This window comes from Brenneria uluponensis, from assembly GCF_032395385.1.
Lineage (GTDB): Bacteria > Pseudomonadota > Gammaproteobacteria > Enterobacterales > Enterobacteriaceae > Prodigiosinella > Prodigiosinella aquatilis.
Map to the genome: position 1 here is coordinate 4,696,872 of NZ_CP135917.1, position 22,173 is coordinate 4,719,044.

Here is a 22,173-nt window from a genome sequence, read left to right on the forward strand (position 1 = left end):
TGCTAAGGAGCGGTTTTTATCAAGCCTGACTAACGATTACTTGTCGTCGTTGTTACCCAGACCAGCATTCAACAACTCTGCCAAATTGGCCGTAGCTTCTTCAGCGCTAACCTGAGGCGTAACCGGGGTATCAACCACCTGACGACGGCGCATACGCTCCTGGTGGTACGAATAACCAGTCCCAGCCGGGATCAAACGGCCCACGATCACGTTTTCTTTCAAACCGCGCAGCTCATCACGTTTACCCGCAACCGCAGCTTCAGTAAGCACACGAGTGGTTTCCTGGAATGATGCCGCAGAGATGAAGGACTCGGTAGCCAGAGAAGCCTTGGTGATACCCAGCAAATCTCGGGAATACGTTGCCGAGATCTTGCCGTTTGCTTCCAATTGGCGGTTGGCGATCTTAACGCGGGAAATTTCCGCCTGTTCGCCTTCCAAGAACTCCGAGCTACCTGAACTCGCGATGGTACATTTACGCAGCATCTGACGAACGATAACTTCAATGTGCTTATCGTTAATCTTAACACCTTGCAGACGGTAAACGTCCTGAACCTCGTTGGTGATATAGCGCGTAACAGCATGGACACCACGCAGACGCAGAATATCATGCGGAGATTCCGGGCCATCGGAGATAACATCACCGCGTTCTACGAGTTCACCTTCAAACACGTTGAGCTGACGCCACTTCGGAATCATCTCTTCATACGGTTCACTGCCATCTATTGGTGTAATCACCAGACGACGTTTACCTTTGGTTTCTTTACCGAAGGAAACGACACCGCTGATTTCGGCCAGAATAGCCGGTTCTTTCGGACGACGGGCTTCGAACAGATCCGCAACACGTGGCAAACCACCGGTAATATCCTTGGTACCGCCGGATTCCTGCGGGATACGTGCCAGTGTGTCACCTGCATTGATTTGTACACCATCTTCCAACTGGACAATGGCTTTACCCGGCAAGAAGTATTGAGCAGGCATATCCGTACCCGGAATCAATACATCATTGCCATTGGCATCTACAATTTTCAACGCCGGGCGTAGTTCTTTACCACCACCGGTACGTTCCGCACTATCCAGTATCACGATAGAGGACAACCCAGTCAGTTCGTCAGTTTGACGAGTGATGGTCTGGGTGTCGATCATATCAGTGAAGCGAATGTTACCGCTCACTTCAGTGATAACCGGCATGGTATGCGGATCCCAATTAGCAACAGTTTCGCCACCGACAACATCAGCACTATCGCCCTTCGCCATGACCGCACCATAAGGCACTTTATAGCTTTCTTTGGTGCGACCGAATTCATCAATCAGCTTCAATTCGGTATTACGCGATGTAATCACCAGTTTACCCACGTTGTTCATAACGAACTTCGCGTTAAACAGTTTCAGGCTACCTTTGTTTTTCACCTGAATACTGGATTCAGCTGCCGCACGAGACGCCGCACCACCAATGTGGAACGTACGCATGGTCAGCTGAGTACCTGGTTCACCGATAGACTGTGCCGCGATAACCCCGACTGCTTCACCCTTGTTGATGATGTGCCCACGCGCCAGGTCACGTCCATAACACTTGGCACAAACGCCAAAGTCAGTTTCGCAACTTACGACAGAACGGACTTTAACCGCATCGACAGAGTTTTCTTCCAGCAGGTCACACCATTTCTCGTTCAGCAACGTATTACGTGGAACCAGAATATCAGCTGTACCCGGTTTGATAACGTCTTCAGCCGTCACACGACCAAGCACACGCTCACGCAACGGCTCTTTAACGTCACCGCCCTCAATAACCGGGGTCATCATGATACCTTCGTGAGTACCACAATCATCTTCAGTGACTACCAGATCCTGCGCCACATCAACCAAACGGCGAGTCAGATAACCGGAGTTTGCGGTTTTCAGTGCCGTATCCGCCAGACCTTTACGAGCACCGTGAGTAGAGATGAAGTACTGGAGTACGTTCAGACCTTCACGGAAGTTTGCGGTAATAGGTGTTTCGATGATGGAGCCATCCGGCTTCGCCATCAGACCACGCATACCCGCCAACTGACGAATCTGTGCCGCAGAACCACGCGCACCGGAGTCGGCCATCATAAAGATACTGTTAAAAGAAACCTGTTGCTCAACTTCGCCATCACGATTAACCACATCTTCAACAGACAGGTTTTCCATCATCGCCTTGGCAACGCGTTCGTTTGCCGCAGCCCAGATATCGATAACCTTGTTGTAACGTTCACCAGCAGTTACCAGACCAGACTGGAACTGTTCCTGGATCTCTGCAACTTCGGTTTCTGCTTCTTCGATAATCCCCGCTTTCTTCTCTGGGATCACCATATCATCAATACCTACGGATACACCTGAACGGGCAGCGTAAGCAAAACCGGTGTACATGATCTGGTCAGCGAAGATAACCGTCGGCTTCAGGCCCAAAATGCGATAACAGGTGTTCAGCATTTTAGAGATAGCTTTTTTACCTAACGGCTGGTTAACGATAGAGAACGGCAGACCTTGAGGAACGATCATCCACAGGATCGCACGGCCTACAGTTGTATCGATAATAGACGTCCGGTGTATCGACTCGCCTTCGGTATTCCTGATCTCTTCGGTGATACGCACTTTGACACGCGCATGCAAGGAAGCCAGGCCGGCGCGATAAATACGCTCAGCTTCTTTCGGCCCCGTCAACACCATGCCTTCGCCTTTGGCGTTAACACAGTCACGGGTCATGTAGTACAGACCCAACACCACGTCCTGGGAAGGAACGATGATTGGCTCACCATTCGCCGGTGACAGAATGTTGTTGGTGGACATCATCAACGCACGCGCTTCCAACTGGGCTTCCAGTGTCAGCGGTACGTGAACAGCCATCTGGTCACCATCGAAGTCGGCGTTGTATGCCGCACAAACCAGCGGATGCAGCTGGATGGCTTTACCTTCGATAAGTACAGGTTCAAACGCCTGAATACCCAAACGGTGCAGAGTTGGCGCACGGTTTAGCAGTACCGGGTGTTCGCGAATCACTTCGTCGAGGATATCCCAGACGACAGCTTCTTCACGCTCAACCATTTTCTTGGCTGCTTTAATGGTGGTAGCCAGACCACGCAGTTCCAGCTTGCCGTAGATGAACGGTTTGAACAGCTCCAGCGCCATTTTCTTCGGCAGGCCGCATTGATGCAGGCGCAGGTACGGACCCACGGTAATAACGGAACGACCGGAGTAGTCCACGCGTTTACCCAGCAGGTTCTGACGGAAACGTCCCTGCTTACCTTTGATCATGTCAGCCAGCGATTTCAGCGGACGCTTGTTGGAACCAGTGATCGCACGACCGCGCCGACCATTATCCAGCAGTGCATCGACCGCTTCCTGCAACATACGTTTTTCATTGCGTACGATGATATCCGGCGCAGCCAGATCCAGCAGACGTTTCAAACGGTTGTTACGGTTTATCACCCGACGATACAGATCGTTCAGATCAGAAGTCGCAAAACGGCCGCCATCCAGTGGTACCAGCGGACGCAGATCCGGCGGCAATACGGGCAGAACGGTCAAAATCATCCACTCTGGTTTGTTACCAGACTGTATAAAGGCTTCCAGCAACTTGACGCGCTTGGTCAGCTTCTTGCGTTTGGTTTCAGAGTTGGTTTCATTCAACTCTTCACGCAGCTGTTCGCATTCCTGCTCCAGATCCATGCTTTTCAACAAGGCCTGAATAGCTTCGGCACCCATTTTGGCATCGAACTCATCACCAAACTCTTCCAGCGCATCCAGATACTGCTCTTCAGTCAGGATCTGTCGGCGCTCCAGGTTGGTCATACCGCCTTCAACCACTACATAGGATTCAAAGTACAGTACGCGTTCGATATCACGCAGCGGCATATCCAGCAGTAAACCGATGCGGGATGGCAACGATTTCAGGAACCAGATGTGTGCCGTTGGAGAAGCCAGTTCGATGTGTCCCATACGTTCACGACGCACTTTGGTCTGGGTCACTTCAACGCCGCACTTCTCACAAATAACACCACGGTGTTTCAAGCGCTTGTACTTACCGCACAAGCACTCGTAATCTTTTACTGGCCCAAAGATACGAGCACAGAAAAGGCCATCACGTTCAGGTTTGAACGTACGATAGTTAATAGTCTCTGGCTTTTTAACTTCACCAAAAGACCAGGAACGGATCATGTCTGGCGAAGCCAGAGCAATTTTGATCGCATCAAACTCTTCGGTTTTAGTTTGCGCTTTCAGAAACTTCAATAAGTCTTTCACGGATTGGCTCCTGTCGGAGTTAGACCTGTTAGACACCTGAACCGAAATTCAGGTGTCTCTGTAACGAATGCCAGCAACTCGATCGAGCTTTAATTAATCTTCTTCCAGCTCGATGTTGATACCCAGCGAACGGATTTCTTTCAACAACACATTGAAGGACTCCGGCATGCCTGGTTCCATCCGGTGATCACCATCCACGATGTTTTTATACATCTTGGTACGGCCATTCACGTCATCAGATTTCACCGTCAGCATTTCCTGCAGAGTATAGGCTGCACCGTAAGCTTCCAGCGCCCACACTTCCATCTCACCGAAGCGCTGACCACCGAACTGCGCCTTACCACCCAACGGCTGCTGAGTAACCAGACTATAAGAGCCGGTAGAACGGGCATGCATCTTGTCATCCACCAAATGGTTCAGTTTCAGCATGTACATGTAGCCCACAGTAACCGAGCGCTCGAATTGCTCACCAGTTCGACCATCGAACAACGTAATCTGACCGGAAGTTGGCAGATCACCCAGTTTCAGCAATTCTTTAATCTCGCTTTCTTTGGCACCGTCAAATACCGGTGTGGCGATAGGCATACCTTTTTTCAGGTTTTCCGCCAGCCTCAGCACTTCTTCATCGGTAAAGGTGTTCAAGTCAACTTTCTGGCGAACGTCATTACCCAAATCATAGGCTTTCTGGATAAATTCACGCAATTTGGATACTTCTTCCTGCTGCTTCAGCATGGCATTAATCTTGTCACCAATACCTTTCGCAGCCATACCCAAATGGGTTTCCAGAATCTGACCGATGTTCATACGTGATGGTACACCCAGCGGGTTGAGTACGATATCTACCGGCGTGCCGTTTTCATCGTAAGGCATATCTTCGATCGGGTTGATCTTGGAGATAACACCCTTGTTACCGTGGCGACCAGCCATCTTGTCGCCTGGCTGAATCTGACGTTTAACCGCCAGGTACACCTTAACGATCTTCAGTACGCCCGGAGCCAGATCATCACCTTGAGTGATCTTGCGACGTTTAGCTTCGAGTTTTTTCTCGAACTCGTGTTTCAATTCGTCATACTGCTCCGCCAACTGTTCTAACTGATTTTGCTTCTCTTCATCAGTCAAACCCAGTTCCAGCCAACGCTCACGCGGCAGTTTGTCCAACTTCTCAGCTTCAATGCCACCGGCAACCAGCACGTAGTGAATACGGGCAAACAGGCCGGCTTCCAGAATCTGCAGCTCTTCCGTCAGGTCTTTTTTGGCCTGCTTCAACTGCATTTCTTCGATTTCCAGCGCACGTTTGTCTTTTTCCACACCATCGCGGGTAAAGACCTGAACATCGATAACCGTACCGGAAACACCGTTTGGCACACGCAGTGACGAATCTTTAACGTCAGACGCTTTTTCACCAAAGATGGCTCGCAGCAGCTTCTCTTCCGGCGTCAGTTGAGTTTCGCCTTTCGGCGTTACTTTACCCACCAGAATATCACCACCGGTCACTTCAGCACCGATATAGACAATGCCGGACTCATCCAGTTTGGAGAGCGCTGCTTCACCCACATTCGGGATATCCGCAGTAATCTCTTCAGGCCCTAACTTGGTATCACGGGATACACATGCCAGTTCCTGAATATGGATAGTCGTGAAACGATCTTCCTGTACTACACGCTCGGATACGAGAATGGAGTCTTCGAAGTTGTAACCATTCCACGGCATGAACGCCACGCGCATGTTTTGACCCAGAGCCAATTCACCCAGGTCGGTAGACGGGCCGTCAGCCAACACATCACCGCGTTCAACCGGCTCACCCAGTGATACGCAAGGCATCTGGTTGATACAAGTGTTCTGGTTGGAACGGGTATATTTGGTCAGGTTATAGATATCAATGCCGGCTTCGCCCGGATACATTTCATCTTCGTTAACCTTGATCACGATACGGGAAGCATCTACGTACTGAACGGTACCACCACGTTTGGCAACGGAAGTTACACCCGAGTCCACCGCTACCGCACGCTCCATGCCAGTGCCTACCAGCGGCTTATCAGCACGCAGAGTCGGTACCGCCTGACGTTGCATGTTCGCACCCATCAATGCACGGTTGGCGTCATCGTGTTCCAGGAACGGAATCAGTGATGCACCGACAGAAACCACCTGCTGGGTGGAAACGTCCATATAGTCAACTTGATCGCGGCTAAACAGGCTGGATTCGCCTTTGTTACGACAAGTAACCAATTCATCTATGAAATGGCCTTCTTCGTCCAGATTGGTGTTCGCCTGGGCAATAACGTAATTGCCTTCTTCAATCGCGGACAGGTAATGAATTTCATCTGTCACCACATCATCACGGACACGACGATACGGGGTTTCCAGGAAACCATATTCGTTAGTCTGTGCATATACAGACAACGAGTTAATCAGACCGATGTTAGGACCTTCAGGTGTCTCGATAGGACATACACGACCATAGTGTGTCGGATGTACGTCTCGAACTTCAAAGCCCGCACGTTCACGGGTCAGACCGCCAGGGCCCAGAGCAGAAATACGACGCTTATGCGTAATTTCAGACAGTGGGTTGTTCTGATCCATAAATTGAGACAATTGACTGGAACCGAAGAACTCTTTTACTGCAGCAGAAATCGGCTTGGCATTGATCATATCCTGCGGCATTAATGTGTCCAGATCGCCCAATGACAGGCGTTCTTTCACCGCACGCTCAACACGCACCAGACCCACACGGAACTGGTTTTCAGCCATTTCACCAACAGAACGGATACGACGGTTACCCAGGTGGTCGATATCATCCACCTCACCTTTACCGTTACGGATATCGATGAGCTTCTTCATCACTTCGATGATGTCTTCTTTGCTCAGGATACCGGAACCTTCGATCTCCTCACGCAGCAAAGAACGGTTGAACTTCATACGACCAACCGCCGACAGATCATAACGATCTTCAGAGAAGAACAGGTTTTCAAACAGTGTTTCAGCCGCTTCACGTGTCGGTGGCTCACCCGGACGCATCATGCGGTAAATTTCAACCAATGCACTCAGACGATCACTGGTTGGGTCGACACGCAGCGTCTCAGACATATACGGACCATGATCAAGATCATTGGTAAACAGCGTTTCGATATGTTTGTGGCCTGCCTGGCTCAGTTTAGCCAGCAAATCCAGCGACAGTTCCATGTTCGCCATCGCGATCACTTCACCCGTGCCGACATCAATATAATCTTTAGCCAATACTTTACCGGCAATGTATTCCACCGGTACTTCAATACGCTCAATGCCATCTTTTTCTAACAGACGGATATGGCGAGCCGTGATACGACGGCCTTTTTCAATGTAGACCTTGCCATTCGCTTCAATATCAAAAGAAGCAGTTTCGCCACGTAAGCGCTCTGGCACCAGTTCCATCTGCAACTTATTGTTGTCGATTTCATAGGCTACTTTGTCGAAGAACAAATTCAGAATTTCTTCGGTAGAGTAACTCAATGCACGCAGAATGATGGTCGCAGGTAATTTACGGCGACGGTCGATACGGACAAACAGATTGTCTTTCGGGTCGAATTCAAAATCCAGCCAGGAACCACGGTAAGGAATAATACGTGCGTTATACAGCACCTTACCGGAAGAGTGGGTTTTACCCTTGTCGCTGTCAAAGAACACACCTGGACTACGGTGCAACTGAGATACGATAACGCGCTCAGTACCGTTAATGACAAAGGTGCCGTTTTCTGTCATGAGCGGAATTTCGCCCATGTAAACTTCTTGTTCTTTAATATCTTTAACGGTGCCTTCCGGCGCTTCGCGCTCGTAGATCACCAGACGCAACTTCACACGCAGCGGTGCAGAAAACGTTACACCACGGATTTGACACTCTTTAACGTCAAACACCGGCTCGCCCAAGCGATAGCTAACGTATTGCAGCTCTGAATTACCGCTGTAACTCTTAATTGGGAAAACAGAACGGAATGCTGCTTCCAATCCGTACTGACCTTCCGGATCTTGCTCGATGAACTTCTGGAACGAGTCAAGCTGGATAGAAAGGAGATAAGGTATGTCCAACACTTGCGGACGTTTACCAAAATCCTTACGAATACGTTTTTTCTCGGTATAGGAGTAAACCATAGGGTTCCTCAACTCGCTGAAAAGTCGAACCACTCTGTCCGTCCTAAATAAAAAGGACAGTTCATACAACACCGTTTATATCGATCGGAAAATGGAACACTTTCCGCAATATTTATTTCTATCACTCTTAAATCATTTCATTACACCGTGTACAGAGAAAAGCTCTAACAAGAAGTGCAATATATTAAGTCGTCGATAGAAAAAAATATTGTGGGCTAATCAGTGGCCAAACAGTGTGGAACACCACTGACTCCCTACAGCGCAAAAAGGCTGGTGACCCAAAAGTCACCAGCCGCCAGCCTGATTAAGTCAGGCTGCAACCTGGAAGTTAAACTTATTTAACTTCAACAGAAGCACCAGCTTCTTCCAGGGATTTTTTCAGAGCTTCAGCGTCATCTTTGCTGATAGCTTCTTTAACAACAGCCGGTGCAGATTCAACCAGATCTTTGGCTTCTTTCAGGCCCAGGCCACTTGCGCTACGAACGGCTTTGATAACCGCAACTTTGTTAGCACCGATAGCAGACAGGATAACATCGAACTCAGTTTTTTCTTCAGCAGCTTCAGCCGGACCCGCAGCAGCAACAGCTACAGCAGCCGCAGCAGAAACGCCGAATTTTTCTTCCATTGCAGAAACCAGATCAACAACGTCCATAACAGACATCGCTGCTACTGCTTCCAGAATTTGGTCTTTAGTGATAGACATAACAATTGTTCCTAAGAATCAGAAATAGTTTATACGTTAGCAAATCCGATAACAGAAAAAGTGCAATTAAGCAGCTTCTTTCTGGTCGCGAACAGCAGCCAGAGTACGGACCAGTTTGCCGGCAGCGGCTTCTTTCATGGTCGACATCAGACGTGCCAGTGCTTCTTCGTAAGTCGGCAGCGTTGCCAGACGGTCAATTTGAGCCGCCGGAATCAACTCACCTTCAAAGGCTGCAGCTTTAACCTCAAATTTTGCATTCGCTTTGGCGAACTCTTTGAACAAACGGGCAGCAGCACCCGGGTGTTCCATAGAATATGCAATCAAGGTTGGACCAACAAACGTGTCTTTCAGGCATTCAAATTGAGTGCCTTCAACGACGCGACGCAGCAGGGTGTTGCGAACAACACGCATGTATACGCCAGCTTCACGACCTGCTTTACGCAGTTCGGTCATTTTATCTACGGTAACGCCACGAGAATCCGCAACAACCGCAGACTGCGCGCCTTTGGCCACTTCACTGACTTCAGCAACAATCGCTTGTTTGTCTTGAAGATTTAATGCCATTAGCTTTTGCTCCTGGATTTAGCCGGAGAAATTCTCCGGAACTCACTTCACCTGACACCAAAATAGCGAACAGGCGTTAAAACACGGTGAGCAGAATCCAGCAAAGACTATTTCTATAAAAATAAAGAAAAAATGTTCTTTAGGCTCTGTCACCGTCTACGCAGGAAGATTAAGTTTCTTACGAAACACCTGCGGTCTTGGACGGAGGCCTGGATTAGGCCAGGCTCCAACCGAAAATTCGTTTTTGTTCCTTAATGGAACAACGGGCGTAAGATTATAAAGAAATCTCACGTCCCGGTAAAGAAAAACAAAAACTATCAGCCTGCAACAGCGTTCAGGCCACTCTGATCGATGGCAACACCAGCACCCATCGTGGTCGACAGACTGACTTTCTTGATGTACACGCCTTTCGCCTGAGCTGGCTTCGCTTTTTTCAGCGCAATCAACAGAGACTCCAGGTTTTCTTTCAGTTTGTCAGAATCGAAATCAACCTTACCTATCGTGGTATGGATGATACCGTTCTTGTCGTTACGGTAACGAACCTGACCGGCTTTAGCATTTTTAACTGCTTCAGCAACGTTAGGCGTCACAGTACCCACTTTCGGGTTTGGCATCAGACCACGTGGTCCCAGAATCTGGCCTAATTGGCCGACAACGCGCATTGCATCCGGAGAAGCGATAACTACGTCGAAATTCATTTCGCCTTTTTTGATCTGATCAGCCAGATCGTCCATACCTATCAGGTCAGCACCAGCAGCTTTAGCCGCTTCAGCGTTTGCACCTTGAGCAAACACAGCGACACGTACAGTACGTCCAGTGCCATGCGGCAGAACAGTTGCACCACGTACGTTCTGATCAGATTTACGTGCATCGATGCCGAGATTAACAGCAACATCCACACTTTCGACAAATTTAGCGGTGGCCAGCTCTTTGAGCAGAGCAACAGCTTCGTTGATGTCATATTGTTTGGTCACATCAACTTTTTCACGGATCACGCGCATGCGCTTGGTCAGCTTAGCCATTTATTAATCCTCCACTACCAGGCCCATGGAACGAGCAGTACCTTCAATGGAGCGCGACATGGCCTCCACGTCAGCACCAGTCATGTCCGCAGCTTTGGTTTCTGCGATTTCACGTACCTGAGCACGGGTTACTTTACCGACTTTGTCTTTGTTCGGTTTACCGGAACCAGACTTGATACCAGCCGCTTTTTTCAACAGCACTGCGGCTGGCGGCGTTTTGGTAACGAAGGTGAAGGAACGGTCAGAATAAACAGTGATAACAACCGGAATCGGCAGGCCTTTTTCAACGCTGTCAGTCTTAGCATTGAATGCCTTACAGAATTCCATGATATTAACACCCTGCTGACCCAAAGCCGGACCGACTGGCGGGCTCGGGTTAGCCATACCAGCTGCAACCTGCAGCTTAACGTAGGCTTGAACTTTCTTGGCCATTTAACTTTCCTCGAATGGGTAATAGCGCTTTAAAAATAAAGCTCCCCGCAGTTATAAACAGTTTGTTTTATGTGCCTGCTGGCACATAAAACAAAGGCGCGAAATTGTAGGTCAATTTCGCGCCAGATACAAGCAGCAATTTTTATTCGACGAAGGCGTTACTAGCCTTTCTCAACCTGACCAAAGTCCAATTCTACCGGCGTTGCACGACCAAAGATAGAAACAGATACTTTCAGGCGACTTTTCTCGTAATCAACTTCTTCGACCACACCGTTAAAATCGGCAAATGGACCATCATTAACACGAACCATTTCACCCGGCTCAAATAGCGTTTTCGGACGCGGTTTATCACCAACCTGTTGCAGGCGATTCATAATGGCATCGACTTCTTTGTCGCTAATAGGTGCCGGGCGATCAGACGTTCCGCCAATGAATCCCATGACACGCGGCACGCTACGTACCAAATGCCAGCTAGCGTCATCCATTGTCATCTGCACCAGCACATAACCGGGGAAAAATTTACGCTCACTTTTACGGCGCTGTCCACCACGGATTTCCACCACTTCTTCTGTTGGGACCATCACTTCACCAAAGTGATCTTCCATGTTCTGAAGTTTAATGTGTTCACGCAATGATTGAGCAACACGACTTTCAAAACCAGAAAACGCCTGAACGACGTACCAACGTTTCTTTGGAGCTTCAGACATTTTAGAACCTCAGGCCAGTAATCAACGACACCAGACGGACCAAGATACCGTCCAATCCCCACAGAATTAGTGACATAACGGCAGTAACTGCAGCAACAATCAGCGTAGTGTGTAGCGTTTCCTGGCGTGTTGGCCATATGACCTTACGTACCTCGGTACGAGCTTCACGAGCAAACAGGACTGTTGCCTTACCTTTCGTAGTAAGCAACGCTATACCACCAGCAATAGCAATTAGGATGACAACAACCAATGCACGTAGCGGTAAACTGAACTCGCGGTAGTAATAGTTACCTACAATAGCAGCGACCAGCAAAACAGCTACTACCAGCCATTTAAACATCTCCAGGCCACGCCCGCTGCCCTGAGCTTCGGTATTCGCACTCATAAACCAACCTGTCACAATAATTCAGACAAATAATCTTTGCCCTGCAATCTAGGGCAAACCAGACCGAAAACTGTTCTTGAAGAAAACAATTCGGGATTTACGCCGTTTCTACAGAGCCTATCTCACCAATGATTATACTTCACAATCGCTGATGAGATAGGTTCTACCATGACAGCGTAGAAAAAGGGCATCAAATGATGCCCTTTTACCGCATGTCGCGTCAAATTTTATCAGCAATTAAGCGATAACTTTAGCAACAACGCCAGCACCTACTGTACGGCCGCCTTCACGGATAGCAAAACGCAAACCGTCGTCCATTGCGATTGGCGCAATCAGGTTTACTACCATCTTGATGTTGTCGCCCGGCATTACCATCTCTACGCCTTCCGGCAGTTCGATCGTCCCCGTGACATCAGTCGTACGGAAATAGAACTGCGGACGATAGCCTTTGAAGAACGGCGTATGACGGCCTCCTTCATCCTTGCTCAGAATATAAACTTCTGATTCAAACTGTGTATGCGGCTTGATTGAACCCGGTTTAGCCAGTACCTGACCACGTTCCACTTCATCACGCTTGGTACCGCGCAGCAGAACACCAACGTTCTCACCCGCACGGCCTTCGTCCAGCAATTTACGGAACATTTCAACACCGGTACACGTGGTTTTCGTGGTGTCTTTGATACCCACGATTTCAACTTCTTCACCCACTTTGATGACGCCGCGTTCTACACGACCCGTCACTACCGTACCACGACCAGAGATGGAGAATACATCTTCAATCGGCAGCAGGAACGGTCTGTCAATCGCACGTTCAGGTTCTGGAATATAGGTATCCAGGGCTTCCGCCAGCTCAATGATTTTGGCTTCCCACTCAGCGTCGCCTTCCAACGCTTTCAGCGCAGAACCGCGAATTACCGGAGTGTCATCACCCGGGAAATCGTACTGAGACAGCAGCTCACGCACTTCCATCTCTACCAGTTCCAGCAGTTCTTCGTCATCAACCATGTCACATTTGTTCAGGAACACGATGATGTACGGAACACCAACCTGACGAGCCAGCAGGATGTGCTCACGGGTCTGAGGCATTGGGCCGTCAGTCGCGGCAACCACCAGGATCGCGCCATCCATCTGAGCAGCACCGGTGATCATGTTTTTCACATAGTCAGCATGCCCTGGGCAGTCAACGTGTGCGTAGTGACGAGTCGGGGTATCATATTCAACATGAGAAGTGTTGATGGTGATACCACGTGCTTTTTCTTCCGGCGCGTTATCGATTTGGTCGAATGCACGAGCCTGGCCACCGTAGGTTTTAGCCAGAACACTTGTGATAGCAGCGGTCAGCGTTGTTTTACCATGGTCAACGTGGCCGATAGTACCGACGTTAAGGTGCGGTTTTGTACGTTCAAATTTTTCTTTAGACATCGATTGTCCCTCTAAGACACGGATAAATCGGTGGTATCACCACATTAACCAAGTAATCACTTGTTAAGTTTTTAACAGAAAAAAATCAGGAGGAAAATAAAGGAGTGGTGCTGATAGGCAGATTCGAACTGCCGACCTCACCCTTACCAAGGGTGCGCTCTACCAACTGAGCTATATCAGCACATTATGGAGCGGGCAGTGGGAATCGAACCCACATCATCAGCTTGGAAGGCTGAGGTAATAGCCATTATACGATGCCCGCATCCTAGAACTCGGCTACCTGACTTCTCCGTAAACTCTACAAAAGCAAAGTACGACTTATACTCTACTTTTTCGATTCGGCTTTTGAATATATACCGTATCGATTTTATCCTATTACCGGATTGGATTTGGTGGTGGGGGAAGGATTCGAACCTTCGAAGTCTGTGACGGCAGATTTACAGTCTGCTCCCTTTGGCCGCTCGGGAACCCCACCTGATTACTATACTTGATGGTGCCGGCTGCCGGAATCGAACTGGCGACCTACTGATTACAAGTCAGTTGCTCTACCTACTGAGCTAAGCCGGCATCAAGTGCTGCGCATTCTAGGTAGACAGAACCGCCTATGCAACAAAAAAATTGCGGAAAATGCACTATCGCTTAGATTTTGCACAAAAATGAACGTTGTTTCACATTGCCGTCAATGATTTGTGCAAATAAGCGACAAGAGAGAATTCGATACAGAAAAATACCGCATTCATGTCAAAACTGAAAGCCAGTCATGCCCCCATTGCATATATCTTCCCCGCACCAAAAGAGGGCAACTGCACACCCTGATACAATGCCCTCTGGCATAGTGTAGGGAATTTCCCTGTCATTTACCTAACTACATACTGGAACGATTATTGCTTATTTAGAAGTAATTCAGTGACTCATTAACCCTTATTCCAGGAGAGACTCCATGAAGATAGTATTACTTAATGTCGCGACTCTACCGGTTTACCGTTATGAGTTAGCCAACTTATTGGTGGATGCTGTCACAGAAGGAGCTTCGGTAGGATACGAAACCCCATTTTCTCATGAAGAGGCGGAAAGATATGTACATGGTTTAAGGCCTTCAGTTGCAGAGGGAGAACGCCTTCTATGGATAGCGCGTAACGCTGATGGTGTGGTGGGTAGTATACAGCTTGAACTGTGTCAGAAATCAAATGGGCAAAACCGCGCTGAAATTCAAAAGTTACTTGTGCATAGCCATGCTCGCAGGCAAGGAATAGGTAAGCAATTACTCTCCACTCTTGAAAAGGCCGCACTACAATACCGGCGTGGATTACTTTATCTGGACACTCAGGCAGGCTCCCCAGCCGAGTCTTTTTACCGTTCACAAAGGTATCGCTATCTGGGAGAACTTCCTGACTATGCCAGCTCGCCAAATGGCTATTACCATCCGACAGCCATTTATTATAAGCGTCTGTTTGCCGTTAATCGTATGGAACGATCGCTAGCGAGCTAGCATTAACCGGTACCTTAAGGAAATAAGGTACCGATCTTCCCACTGATTTCTGCTTCTTTTTTTTACCCTCCTGATGGTAACCTGCCTGTCATGCACTTAATTACTTAAAGAAAGGTTACAATGGTATCCATTTAGCCAGCGAAACAGAGAGTCTTATCTCAACGTACTGGCTGATAGATCCCCTTTCTTAATCTGTACTGGTAGGCAGAAGCACATTTATGAGAAATAGAAAGCAATCTTTGGCAACGCCTTATCTGCAATTTGATCGTCAGCAATGGGCTACCTTACGTGATTCCGTGCCATTGACACTGACGGAAGAGGATATAGTTAAACTTAAAGGTATTAATGAAGATCTATCCTTGGATGAAGTTGCTGAGATTTACCTGCCATTATCTCGTTTACTGAATTTCTATATCAGTTCTAACCTGCGCCGTCAGGCGGTTCTGGAACAATTTCTGGGTACTGATGGACAGAAAATCCCCTATATCATTGGTATTGCCGGGAGTGTGGCGGTTGGTAAAAGTACGACTGCCCGTGTATTACAAGCATTATTGAGCCGTTGGCCAGAACATCGCAGTGTCGAATTAATTACTACGGATGGTTTTCTACATCCAAACAAAGTGCTCAAAGAAAGAGATCTAATGAAAAAGAAAGGATTTCCCCAATCCTATGATATACATAGTTTGGTGAGATTCGTTTCAGATATTAAATCCGGGTATTCCCGTGTCACCGCACCTGCTTATTCCCATCTGACTTATGATATTGTACCTGGATGTTATAAAATCATAGAACAACCTGACATTCTCATTCTTGAAGGGCTGAATGTTCTACAAAGTGGGATGAACTATCCTCATGATCCACATCGCGTTTTTGTATCTGATTTTGTTGATTTTTCTATTTACGTCGATGCACCAGAAATATTGTTAAAAAGTTGGTATATCAATCGCTTTCTGAAATTCAGACAAGGCGCTTTTACTAACCCTGATTCCTATTTCCATAATTATGCAAAATTAACAGAAAAAGAAGCGGTAGAAATTGCTTCACAACTTTGGCAAGAGATTAATGGCCTTAATCTTAAACAGAATATTCTTCCCACACGAGAAAGAGCCAGTTTAATAATGACGAAAAGCGAAAATCATGCCGTCAAATATGTTAGTCTGCGTAAATAATATAAGAGGGGCTATCAATCCCCTTTATATAATTACATTCCTCTCAAAGAAATCTCACCACCTATATAAGGCGTTATTACTCCATCCTGCTCCAGGAGTAAGGCTCCCTGACTATTAATCCCTCTGTCAATGCCCTTTATTTCACGATTACCGACAATCAACTTAACGGGACGATTATAGAAATTATCTAGAAATTTCCAACGATGAATAAAAGGGTCAAGCCCTTTTTGTTCAAATAATATTAATGCCGCACGTAATTCCGTTATAAGCCTAGCGGAAAGAATGTTCCTGTCGATATTAACGCCAACCTCCTGCAAATTAATCCATCCTTGATTGATCACATCTACATCTGGCTCACGCATGCATAGATTAATCCCTGCGCCAATGACCAAATGAGCCACATCACCTGTACGACCATTGAGTTCGACTAAAATGCCGGCTAATTTGCGATCCTTTAAATAGAGATCATTAGGCCATTTTACACGGACACCGTCAGCTCCCAAACTGTGTAACACTTCCGCCATAATAATGCCGATAACCAAACTCACTCCTATTGCCGCAGCGGGTCCTTGCTCCAGACGCCAATACATAGACAAATAAAGATTGGCACCAAACGGTGAAAACCATCTTCTGCCACGACGCCCACGTCCCGCCTGTTGATATTCGGCAACACACGCATCACCTGATGAGAGTGAGTCAAAGCGATCCAGCAGATACTGATTTGTAGAGTCGATCACAGGCAAGACGGTTACCCGGCCTTCATTTAGTGAATTCAGGATTTTCTCTTCACTAAGTAGTTGCATCTTCGCAGGGAAACAATAACCTTTACCTGTAACAGTAAATACGTCGATACCCCATTCACGGATAGTTTGAATATGTTTGTTAATTGCAGCTCGACTCATCCCCAGCAATTCACCCAAATATTCTCCTGAGTAAAACTCTCCATCAGATAAAATGGAAATAATCTTAAGCGGAACAGTATTATCTTTCATGATAGAACCTCCATGGCATTAACTTCACCATCATGGGCAATAAACCTCACCTCTGGTTCCAACCATATATCAAATTTCTCAGCGACCTGAAGTAAAACATAATGCGCCAGGTTGACAATATCCTGGCTTGTTGCTTCATTTCGATTAATCAATACCAGAGCCTGCTGATTATGTACAGCAGCGCCACCAATCTGAAATCCTTTCAGATTACATTGATCTATAAGCCATCCGGCTGCAATTTTAACATCACCACCAGGTTGAGGATAATGGGGAGCCCGAGGATATCTCTTTAATAACTCGATTGCTTGCTGCTCACTAATTACTGGATTTTTAAAAAAACTTCCCGCATTTCCAATAATAGCAGGATCAGGTAATTTACTACGCCGCATGTCGCACACAGCGTCAAAAATTTGCTTTGGTGTTATAGTTTGAGTATCAAGGCAGGTCAAAGTGCCATATTCCAATACAGGTTCCCATGCTTTTTTCAAACTTAATCCTACAGCAGTAATTGCAAACCCATTACGATACTGATGCTTAAAAATACTTTCACGGTAACCAAACTGACACTCGTTTGCAGTCAGTCGATTTGTTATACCAGAATTAAGATCTAACAGATCCACATATGAACAAAATTTTTTTAATTCAACGCCATAGGCCCCAATATTCTGAATAGGTGCTGAACCTACACAACCAGGAATTAATGCAAGATTCTCTAGACCGGCGATATTGCAGTTCAGAGTATATTCAACCAAATGATGCCAGTTTTCCCCAGCCCCTACATGTAGATCCCAGGCTATATCCTTTTCTTCTATTTCAATATGTTTAATTCTATTCAGGATCACGCTCCCTGAAAAATCTTCCAGAAAAAGGACATTACTTCCCTCCCCTAAGATTAGGGCTGGTTGTTGAAGTGTCTTTGCTCGATTCCAGGCAAAAATCAACTGTTCCCGAGTTTTAGCAACGACTACATCTGCAGCACAGACAGGTAGAGAGAAAGAATTGAGTTGTTTTAAAGATGTGGCAGAGTTCATGATAATATTCAACACTCAGCAATTCAGATATCCATAGTCTACCTGATTCAGATAAATTATTTTGAGGAAGAATAATAACTCTACGAAAAAGCAAAAACCCACAATATCCACTGAAGGTTTGCCGTTATTTGATACTGACCCGGCGACAGCATGCTGAGCAGATATCCCACCGCGCATGCCGGCTGCATCAACACTACCAACGTGAAAAAGCCCTCTGCTTTCACAGAGGGCTTCGTCTTGTTGAATGCCTGGCAGTTCCCTACTCTCACATGGGGAGACCCCACACTACCATCGGCGCTACGGCGTTTCACTGCTGAGTTCGGCATGGGGTCAGGTGGGACCACCGCGCTATCGCCGCCAGGCAAATTCTGTTTCATCCCGACCGTCACACTTCCGTGTAACCATCAGAACCAATCTCGGAACATCACTGAAAATATATCGTCTCTCTTCCAAAACACCTTCGGTGTTGTAAGGTTAAGCCTCTCGGGTCATTAGTACTGGTCAGCTCAACGCATCACTGCGCTTACACACCCAGCCTATCAACGTCTTCGTCTTAAACGTCCCTTCAGGGGCCTTTAAGGCCCAGGGAAGACTCATCTCGGGGCAAGTTTCCCGCTTAGATGCTTTCAGCGGTTATCTCTTCCGCACGTAGCTACCGGGCAATGCAATTGGCATCACAACCCGTACACCAGTGGTGCGTTCACTCCGGTCCTCTCGTACTAGGAGCAACCCCCCTCAATCTTCCAACGCCCACGGCAGATAGGGACCGAACTGTCTCACGACGTTCTAAACCCAGCTCGCGTACCACTTTAAATGGCGAACAGCCATACCCTTGGGACCTACTTCAGCCCCAGGATGTGATGAGCCGACATCGAGGTGCCAAACACCGCCGTCGATATGAACTCTTGGGCGGTATCAGCCTGTTATCCCCGGAGTACCTTTTATCCGTTGAGCGATGGCCCTTCCATTCAGAACCACCGGATCACTAAGACCTGCTTTCGCACCTGCTCGAGCCGTCACTCTCGCAGTCAAGCTAGCTTATGCCTTTGCACTAACCTCCTGATGTCCGACCAGGATTAGCTAACCTTCGTACTCCTCCGTTACTCTTTGGGAGGAGACCGCCCCAGTCAAACTACCCACCAGACACTGTCCGCAACCCGGTTCACGGGCCCACGTTAGAACATCAAACATTAAAGGGTGGTATTTCAAGGTTGGCTCCACGCAGACTGGCGTCCACGCTTCAAAGCCTCCCACCTATCCTACACATCAAGGCTCAAGGTTCAGTGTCAAGCTATAGTAAAGGTTCACGGGGTCTTTCCGTCTTGCCGCGGGTACACTGCATCTTCACAGCGAGTTCAATTTCACTGAGTCTCGGGTGGAGACAGCCTGGCCATCATTACGCCATTCGTGCAGGTCGGAACTTACCCGACAAGGAATTTCGCTACCTTAGGACCGTTATAGTTACGGCCGCCGTTTACCGGGGCTTCGATCAAGAGCTTCGCCTTGCGGCTTACCCCATCAATTAACCTTCCGGCACCGGGCAGGCGTCACACCGTATACGTCCACTTTCGTGTTTGCACAGTGCTGTGTTTTTAGTAAACAGTTGCAGCCAGCTGGTATCTGCGACTGCGCAACGCTCCATCCGCAAGGGACTTCACCTCGCACAGCGTGCCTTCTCCCGAAGTTACGGCACCATTTTGCCTAGTTCCTTCACCCGAGTTCTCTCAAGCGCCTGAGTATTCTCTACCTGACCACCTGTGTCGGTTTGGGGTACGATTCGATGTTACCTGGAGCTTAGGGGCTTTTCCTGGAAGCGTGGCATTTGTCACTTCGACACCGTAGTGCCTCGTCATCACGCCTCGGCGTTGACAGCGCTCCGGATTTGCCTGGAGCACCCACCTACACGCTTAAACCGGGACAACCGTCGCCCGGCCAACATAGCCTTCTCCGTCCCCCCTTCGCAGTAACACCCAGTACAGGAATATTAACCTGTTTCCCATCGACTACGCCTTTCGGCCTCGCCTTAGGGGTCGACTCACCCTGCCCCGATTAACGTTGGACAGGAACCCTTGGTCTTCCGGCGTGCGGGTTTTTCACCCGCATTATCGTTACTTATGTCAGCATTCGCACTTCTGATACCTCCAGCAATCCTCACAGACCACCTTCAACGGCTTACAGAACGCTCCCCTACCCAACGGACATATCCTTAAGTCAACTCGACGTAATGAACGCTTTGACGTCGCGGCGCTCCGTCAATCGGTTTTCGCATAATTGTCTTAAGTGATATGTCCGCTGCCGCAGCTTCGGTGCATGGTTTAGCCCCGTTACATCTTCCGCGCAGGCCGACTCGACCAGTGAGCTATTACGCTTTCTTTAAATGATGGCTGCTTCTAAGCCAACATCCTGGCTGTCTGGGCCTTCCCACATCGTTTCCCACTTAACCATGACTTTGGGACCTTAGCTGGCGGTCTGGGTTGTTTCCCTCTTCACGACGGACGTTAGCACCCGCCGTGTGTCTCCCGTGATAACATTCTTCGGTATTCGTAGTTTGCATCGAGTTGGTAAGCCGGGATGGCCCCCTAGTCGAAACAGTGCTCTACCCCCGAAGATGACTTCACGAGGCGCTACCTAAATAGCTTTCGGGGAGAACCAGCTATCTCCCGGTTTGATTGGCCTTTCACCCCCAGCCACAAGTCATCCGCTAATTTTTCAACATTAGTCGGTTCGGTCCTCCAGTTAGTGTTACCCAACCTTCAACCTGCCCATGGCTAGATCACCGGGTTTCGGGTCTATACCTTGCAACTTGACGCCCAGTTAAGACTCGGTTTCCCTGCGGCTCCCCTATTCGGTTAACCTTGCTACAAAATATAAGTCGCTGACCCATTATACAAAAGGTACGCAGTCACCCCACCCCAAAGCACTCACCGCTTGTCTTGTGTGTTGGGCGTCGCAAAAGACGCGCCGCCACCGCGATGCTGCTGTTGCGGTGCCTTCATCACCAGAGAATGCTTTGGTGGTGGGGCTCCCACTGCTTGTACGTACACGGTTTCAGGTTCTGTTTCACTCCCCTCGCCGGGGTTCTTTTCGCCTTTCCCTCACGGTACTGGTTCACTATCGGTCAGTCAGGAGTATTTAGCCTTGGAGGATGGTCCCCCCATCTTCAGACAGGATATCTCGTGTCCCGCCCTACTCGTCGAACTCACAGCAAGCGCATCTTTGTGTACGGGACTATCACCCTGTACCGTGCGACTTTCCAGACGCTTCCACTGATGCACAAACTGATTCTGGTTCTGGGCTCTTCCCCGTTCGCTCGCCGCTACTGGGGGAATCTCGGTTGATTTCTTTTCCTCGGGGTACTGAGATGTTTCAGTTCCCCCGGTTCGCCTCATGTCACTATGGATTCATGACATGATAGTGTGTCGAAACACACTGGGTTTCCCCATTCGGGTATCGTCGGGTATAACGGTTCATATCACCTTGCCGACGCTTTTCGCAGATTAGCACGCCCTTCATCGCCTCTGACTGCCTAGGCATCCACCGTGTACGCTTAGTCGCTTAACCTCACAACCCGAAGGTGTTTCTTCTTTTCTGAATGGCTGCGCCTCATGAATACTGCGTTGTGCCGTACTCGGTATGCTCATGGACATCACGTCCACTGCGCTTCCTCCGTGCGGTACGCCTTGTCTTCATCGGGCTCGCTCATTCATCGATTCGGAATATCCGGGATGCGATTATTTGAGAGACTCTGATACAGCCAACTCCCGCCATCAAGGCAGGTTTCGCTGTATCGTTTCAATTTTCAGCTTGTTCCAGATTGTTAAAGAGCAAAATACTTCACAGCATACTGTTGCCAATATACTCTGAAGTCTTTTTTT

At 48.3% G+C, this 22,173-nt stretch carries 13 protein-coding genes, 4 tRNA genes and 2 rRNA genes; 2 read left to right on the forward strand and 17 right to left on the reverse strand.

The genetic code is table 11. From position 1 onward, the window contains the following. Positions 1-36: 36 nt before the first annotated feature. The 13 genes from rpoC to RS889_RS21965 all read right to left on the reverse strand — a co-directional run bounded on the left by rpoC (position 37) and on the right by RS889_RS21965 (position 14,184). Entirely contained in the window at positions 37-4,260 is a 4,224-nt protein-coding gene (gene rpoC / locus RS889_RS21905; protein WP_315708697.1) for a DNA-directed RNA polymerase subunit beta', read from the reverse strand. A gap of 93 nt (positions 4,261-4,353) precedes the next feature. Continuing rightward, positions 4,354-8,382 (reverse strand): DNA-directed RNA polymerase subunit beta, encoded by a 4,029-nt coding sequence (rpoB, locus tag RS889_RS21910; RefSeq protein WP_290181287.1) that lies wholly within the window; start codon positions 8,380-8,382, stop codon positions 4,354-4,356. Between the two features lie 334 nt (positions 8,383-8,716). Beyond that, positions 8,717-9,085 carry a 50S ribosomal protein L7/L12 gene (gene rplL / locus RS889_RS21915; RefSeq protein WP_021014051.1) on the reverse strand — a complete coding sequence of 123 codons (369 nt, stop codon included), beginning with the start codon at positions 9,083-9,085 and terminating at the stop codon, positions 8,717-8,719. Between the two features lie 66 nt (positions 9,086-9,151). Then, on the reverse strand, positions 9,152-9,649 hold the full coding sequence (rplJ, locus tag RS889_RS21920) for a 50S ribosomal protein L10 (RefSeq protein ID WP_021014050.1): 498 nt from the start codon (positions 9,647-9,649) through the stop codon (positions 9,152-9,154). 317 nt (positions 9,650-9,966) lie between these two features. Further along, entirely contained in the window at positions 9,967-10,671 is a 705-nt protein-coding gene (rplA, locus tag RS889_RS21925) for a 50S ribosomal protein L1 (RefSeq protein WP_021014049.1), read from the reverse strand. Positions 10,672-10,674: 3 nt separating this feature from the next. Next, the gene (gene rplK, locus RS889_RS21930) at positions 10,675-11,103 is read right to left on the reverse strand and encodes a 50S ribosomal protein L11 (protein ID WP_021014048.1); all 429 of its coding nucleotides are present in this window, start codon (positions 11,101-11,103) and stop codon (positions 10,675-10,677) included. Between the two features lie 161 nt (positions 11,104-11,264). After that, positions 11,265-11,810, reverse strand: a complete 546-nt coding sequence (gene nusG / locus RS889_RS21935) for a transcription termination/antitermination protein NusG (protein ID WP_021014047.1) — start codon at positions 11,808-11,810, stop codon at positions 11,265-11,267. A gap of 1 nt (position 11,811) precedes the next feature. Beyond that, entirely contained in the window at positions 11,812-12,195 is a 384-nt protein-coding gene (gene secE / locus RS889_RS21940; protein ID WP_021014046.1) for a preprotein translocase subunit SecE, read from the reverse strand. A 237-nt stretch (positions 12,196-12,432) separates the two neighbouring features. Beyond that, positions 12,433-13,617, reverse strand: a complete 1,185-nt coding sequence (gene tuf, locus RS889_RS21945; protein WP_021013352.1) for an elongation factor Tu — start codon at positions 13,615-13,617, stop codon at positions 12,433-12,435. 105 nt (positions 13,618-13,722) lie between these two features. Beyond that, positions 13,723-13,798 (reverse strand) — tRNA-Thr (locus RS889_RS21950). 6 nt (positions 13,799-13,804) lie between these two features. Next, positions 13,805-13,879, reverse strand: a tRNA-Gly gene (locus RS889_RS21955). 128 nt (positions 13,880-14,007) lie between these two features. Continuing rightward, positions 14,008-14,092: transfer RNA gene (locus tag RS889_RS21960), tRNA-Tyr, on the reverse strand. Positions 14,093-14,108: 16 nt separating this feature from the next. After that, positions 14,109-14,184, reverse strand: a tRNA-Thr gene (locus RS889_RS21965). A 373-nt stretch (positions 14,185-14,557) separates the two neighbouring features. Here RS889_RS21965 and RS889_RS21970 point away from each other — a divergent pair. Together RS889_RS21970 and coaA are read left to right on the forward strand one after the other, a co-directional pair. Continuing rightward, positions 14,558-15,106: a GNAT family N-acetyltransferase gene (locus tag RS889_RS21970; RefSeq protein WP_021014045.1), complete on the forward strand. Its 549-nt coding sequence runs from the start codon at positions 14,558-14,560 to the stop codon at positions 15,104-15,106. A gap of 218 nt (positions 15,107-15,324) precedes the next feature. Then, positions 15,325-16,275 (forward strand): type I pantothenate kinase, encoded by a 951-nt coding sequence (coaA, locus tag RS889_RS21975; protein WP_021014044.1) that lies wholly within the window; start codon positions 15,325-15,327, stop codon positions 16,273-16,275. 32 nt (positions 16,276-16,307) lie between these two features. On the opposite strand, the gene birA is transcribed toward coaA, so the two are convergent. From birA to RS889_RS21995, 4 genes are all read right to left on the reverse strand, one after another. Further along, positions 16,308-17,267, reverse strand: coding sequence for a bifunctional biotin--[acetyl-CoA-carboxylase] ligase/biotin operon repressor BirA (gene birA / locus RS889_RS21980; RefSeq protein WP_315708698.1), 960 nt, complete (start codon positions 17,265-17,267; stop codon positions 16,308-16,310). Further along, the gene (gene murB / locus RS889_RS21985) at positions 17,264-18,301 is read right to left on the reverse strand and encodes a UDP-N-acetylmuramate dehydrogenase (protein ID WP_315711161.1); all 1,038 of its coding nucleotides are present in this window, start codon (positions 18,299-18,301) and stop codon (positions 17,264-17,266) included. The genes birA and murB overlap by 4 nt, the downstream gene beginning before the upstream one ends. Positions 18,302-18,544: 243 nt before the next feature. After that, positions 18,545-18,660, reverse strand: a 5S ribosomal RNA gene (gene rrf, locus RS889_RS21990). Between the two features lie 108 nt (positions 18,661-18,768). Then, a 23S ribosomal RNA gene (locus tag RS889_RS21995) occupies positions 18,769-21,859 on the reverse strand. Positions 21,860-22,173: the final 314 nt, after the last annotated feature.

Coding starts and splice junctions, on each gene's coding strand:
- coaA (WP_021014044.1), top strand. CDS start 15,325: ATGAGAAATAGAAAGCAATCTTTGGCAACGCCTTATCTGCAATTTGAT.
- rplA (WP_021014049.1), bottom strand. CDS start 10,671: ATGGCTAAGCTGACCAAGCGCATGCGCGTGATCCGTGAAAAAGTTGAT.
- rplJ (WP_021014050.1), bottom strand. CDS start 9,649: ATGGCATTAAATCTTCAAGACAAACAAGCGATTGTTGCTGAAGTCAGT.
- secE (WP_021014046.1), bottom strand. CDS start 12,195: ATGAGTGCGAATACCGAAGCTCAGGGCAGCGGGCGTGGCCTGGAGATG.
- rplK (WP_021014048.1), bottom strand. CDS start 11,103: ATGGCCAAGAAAGTTCAAGCCTACGTTAAGCTGCAGGTTGCAGCTGGT.
- RS889_RS21970 (WP_021014045.1), top strand. CDS start 14,558: ATGAAGATAGTATTACTTAATGTCGCGACTCTACCGGTTTACCGTTAT.
- rpoB (WP_290181287.1), bottom strand. CDS start 8,382: ATGGTTTACTCCTATACCGAGAAAAAACGTATTCGTAAGGATTTTGGT.
- nusG (WP_021014047.1), bottom strand. CDS start 11,810: ATGTCTGAAGCTCCAAAGAAACGTTGGTACGTCGTTCAGGCGTTTTCT.
- rplL (WP_021014051.1), bottom strand. CDS start 9,085: ATGTCTATCACTAAAGACCAAATTCTGGAAGCAGTAGCAGCGATGTCT.
- tuf (WP_021013352.1), bottom strand. CDS start 13,617: ATGTCTAAAGAAAAATTTGAACGTACAAAACCGCACCTTAACGTCGGT.
- birA (WP_315708698.1), bottom strand. CDS start 17,267: ATGAAAGATAATACTGTTCCGCTTAAGATTATTTCCATTTTATCTGAT.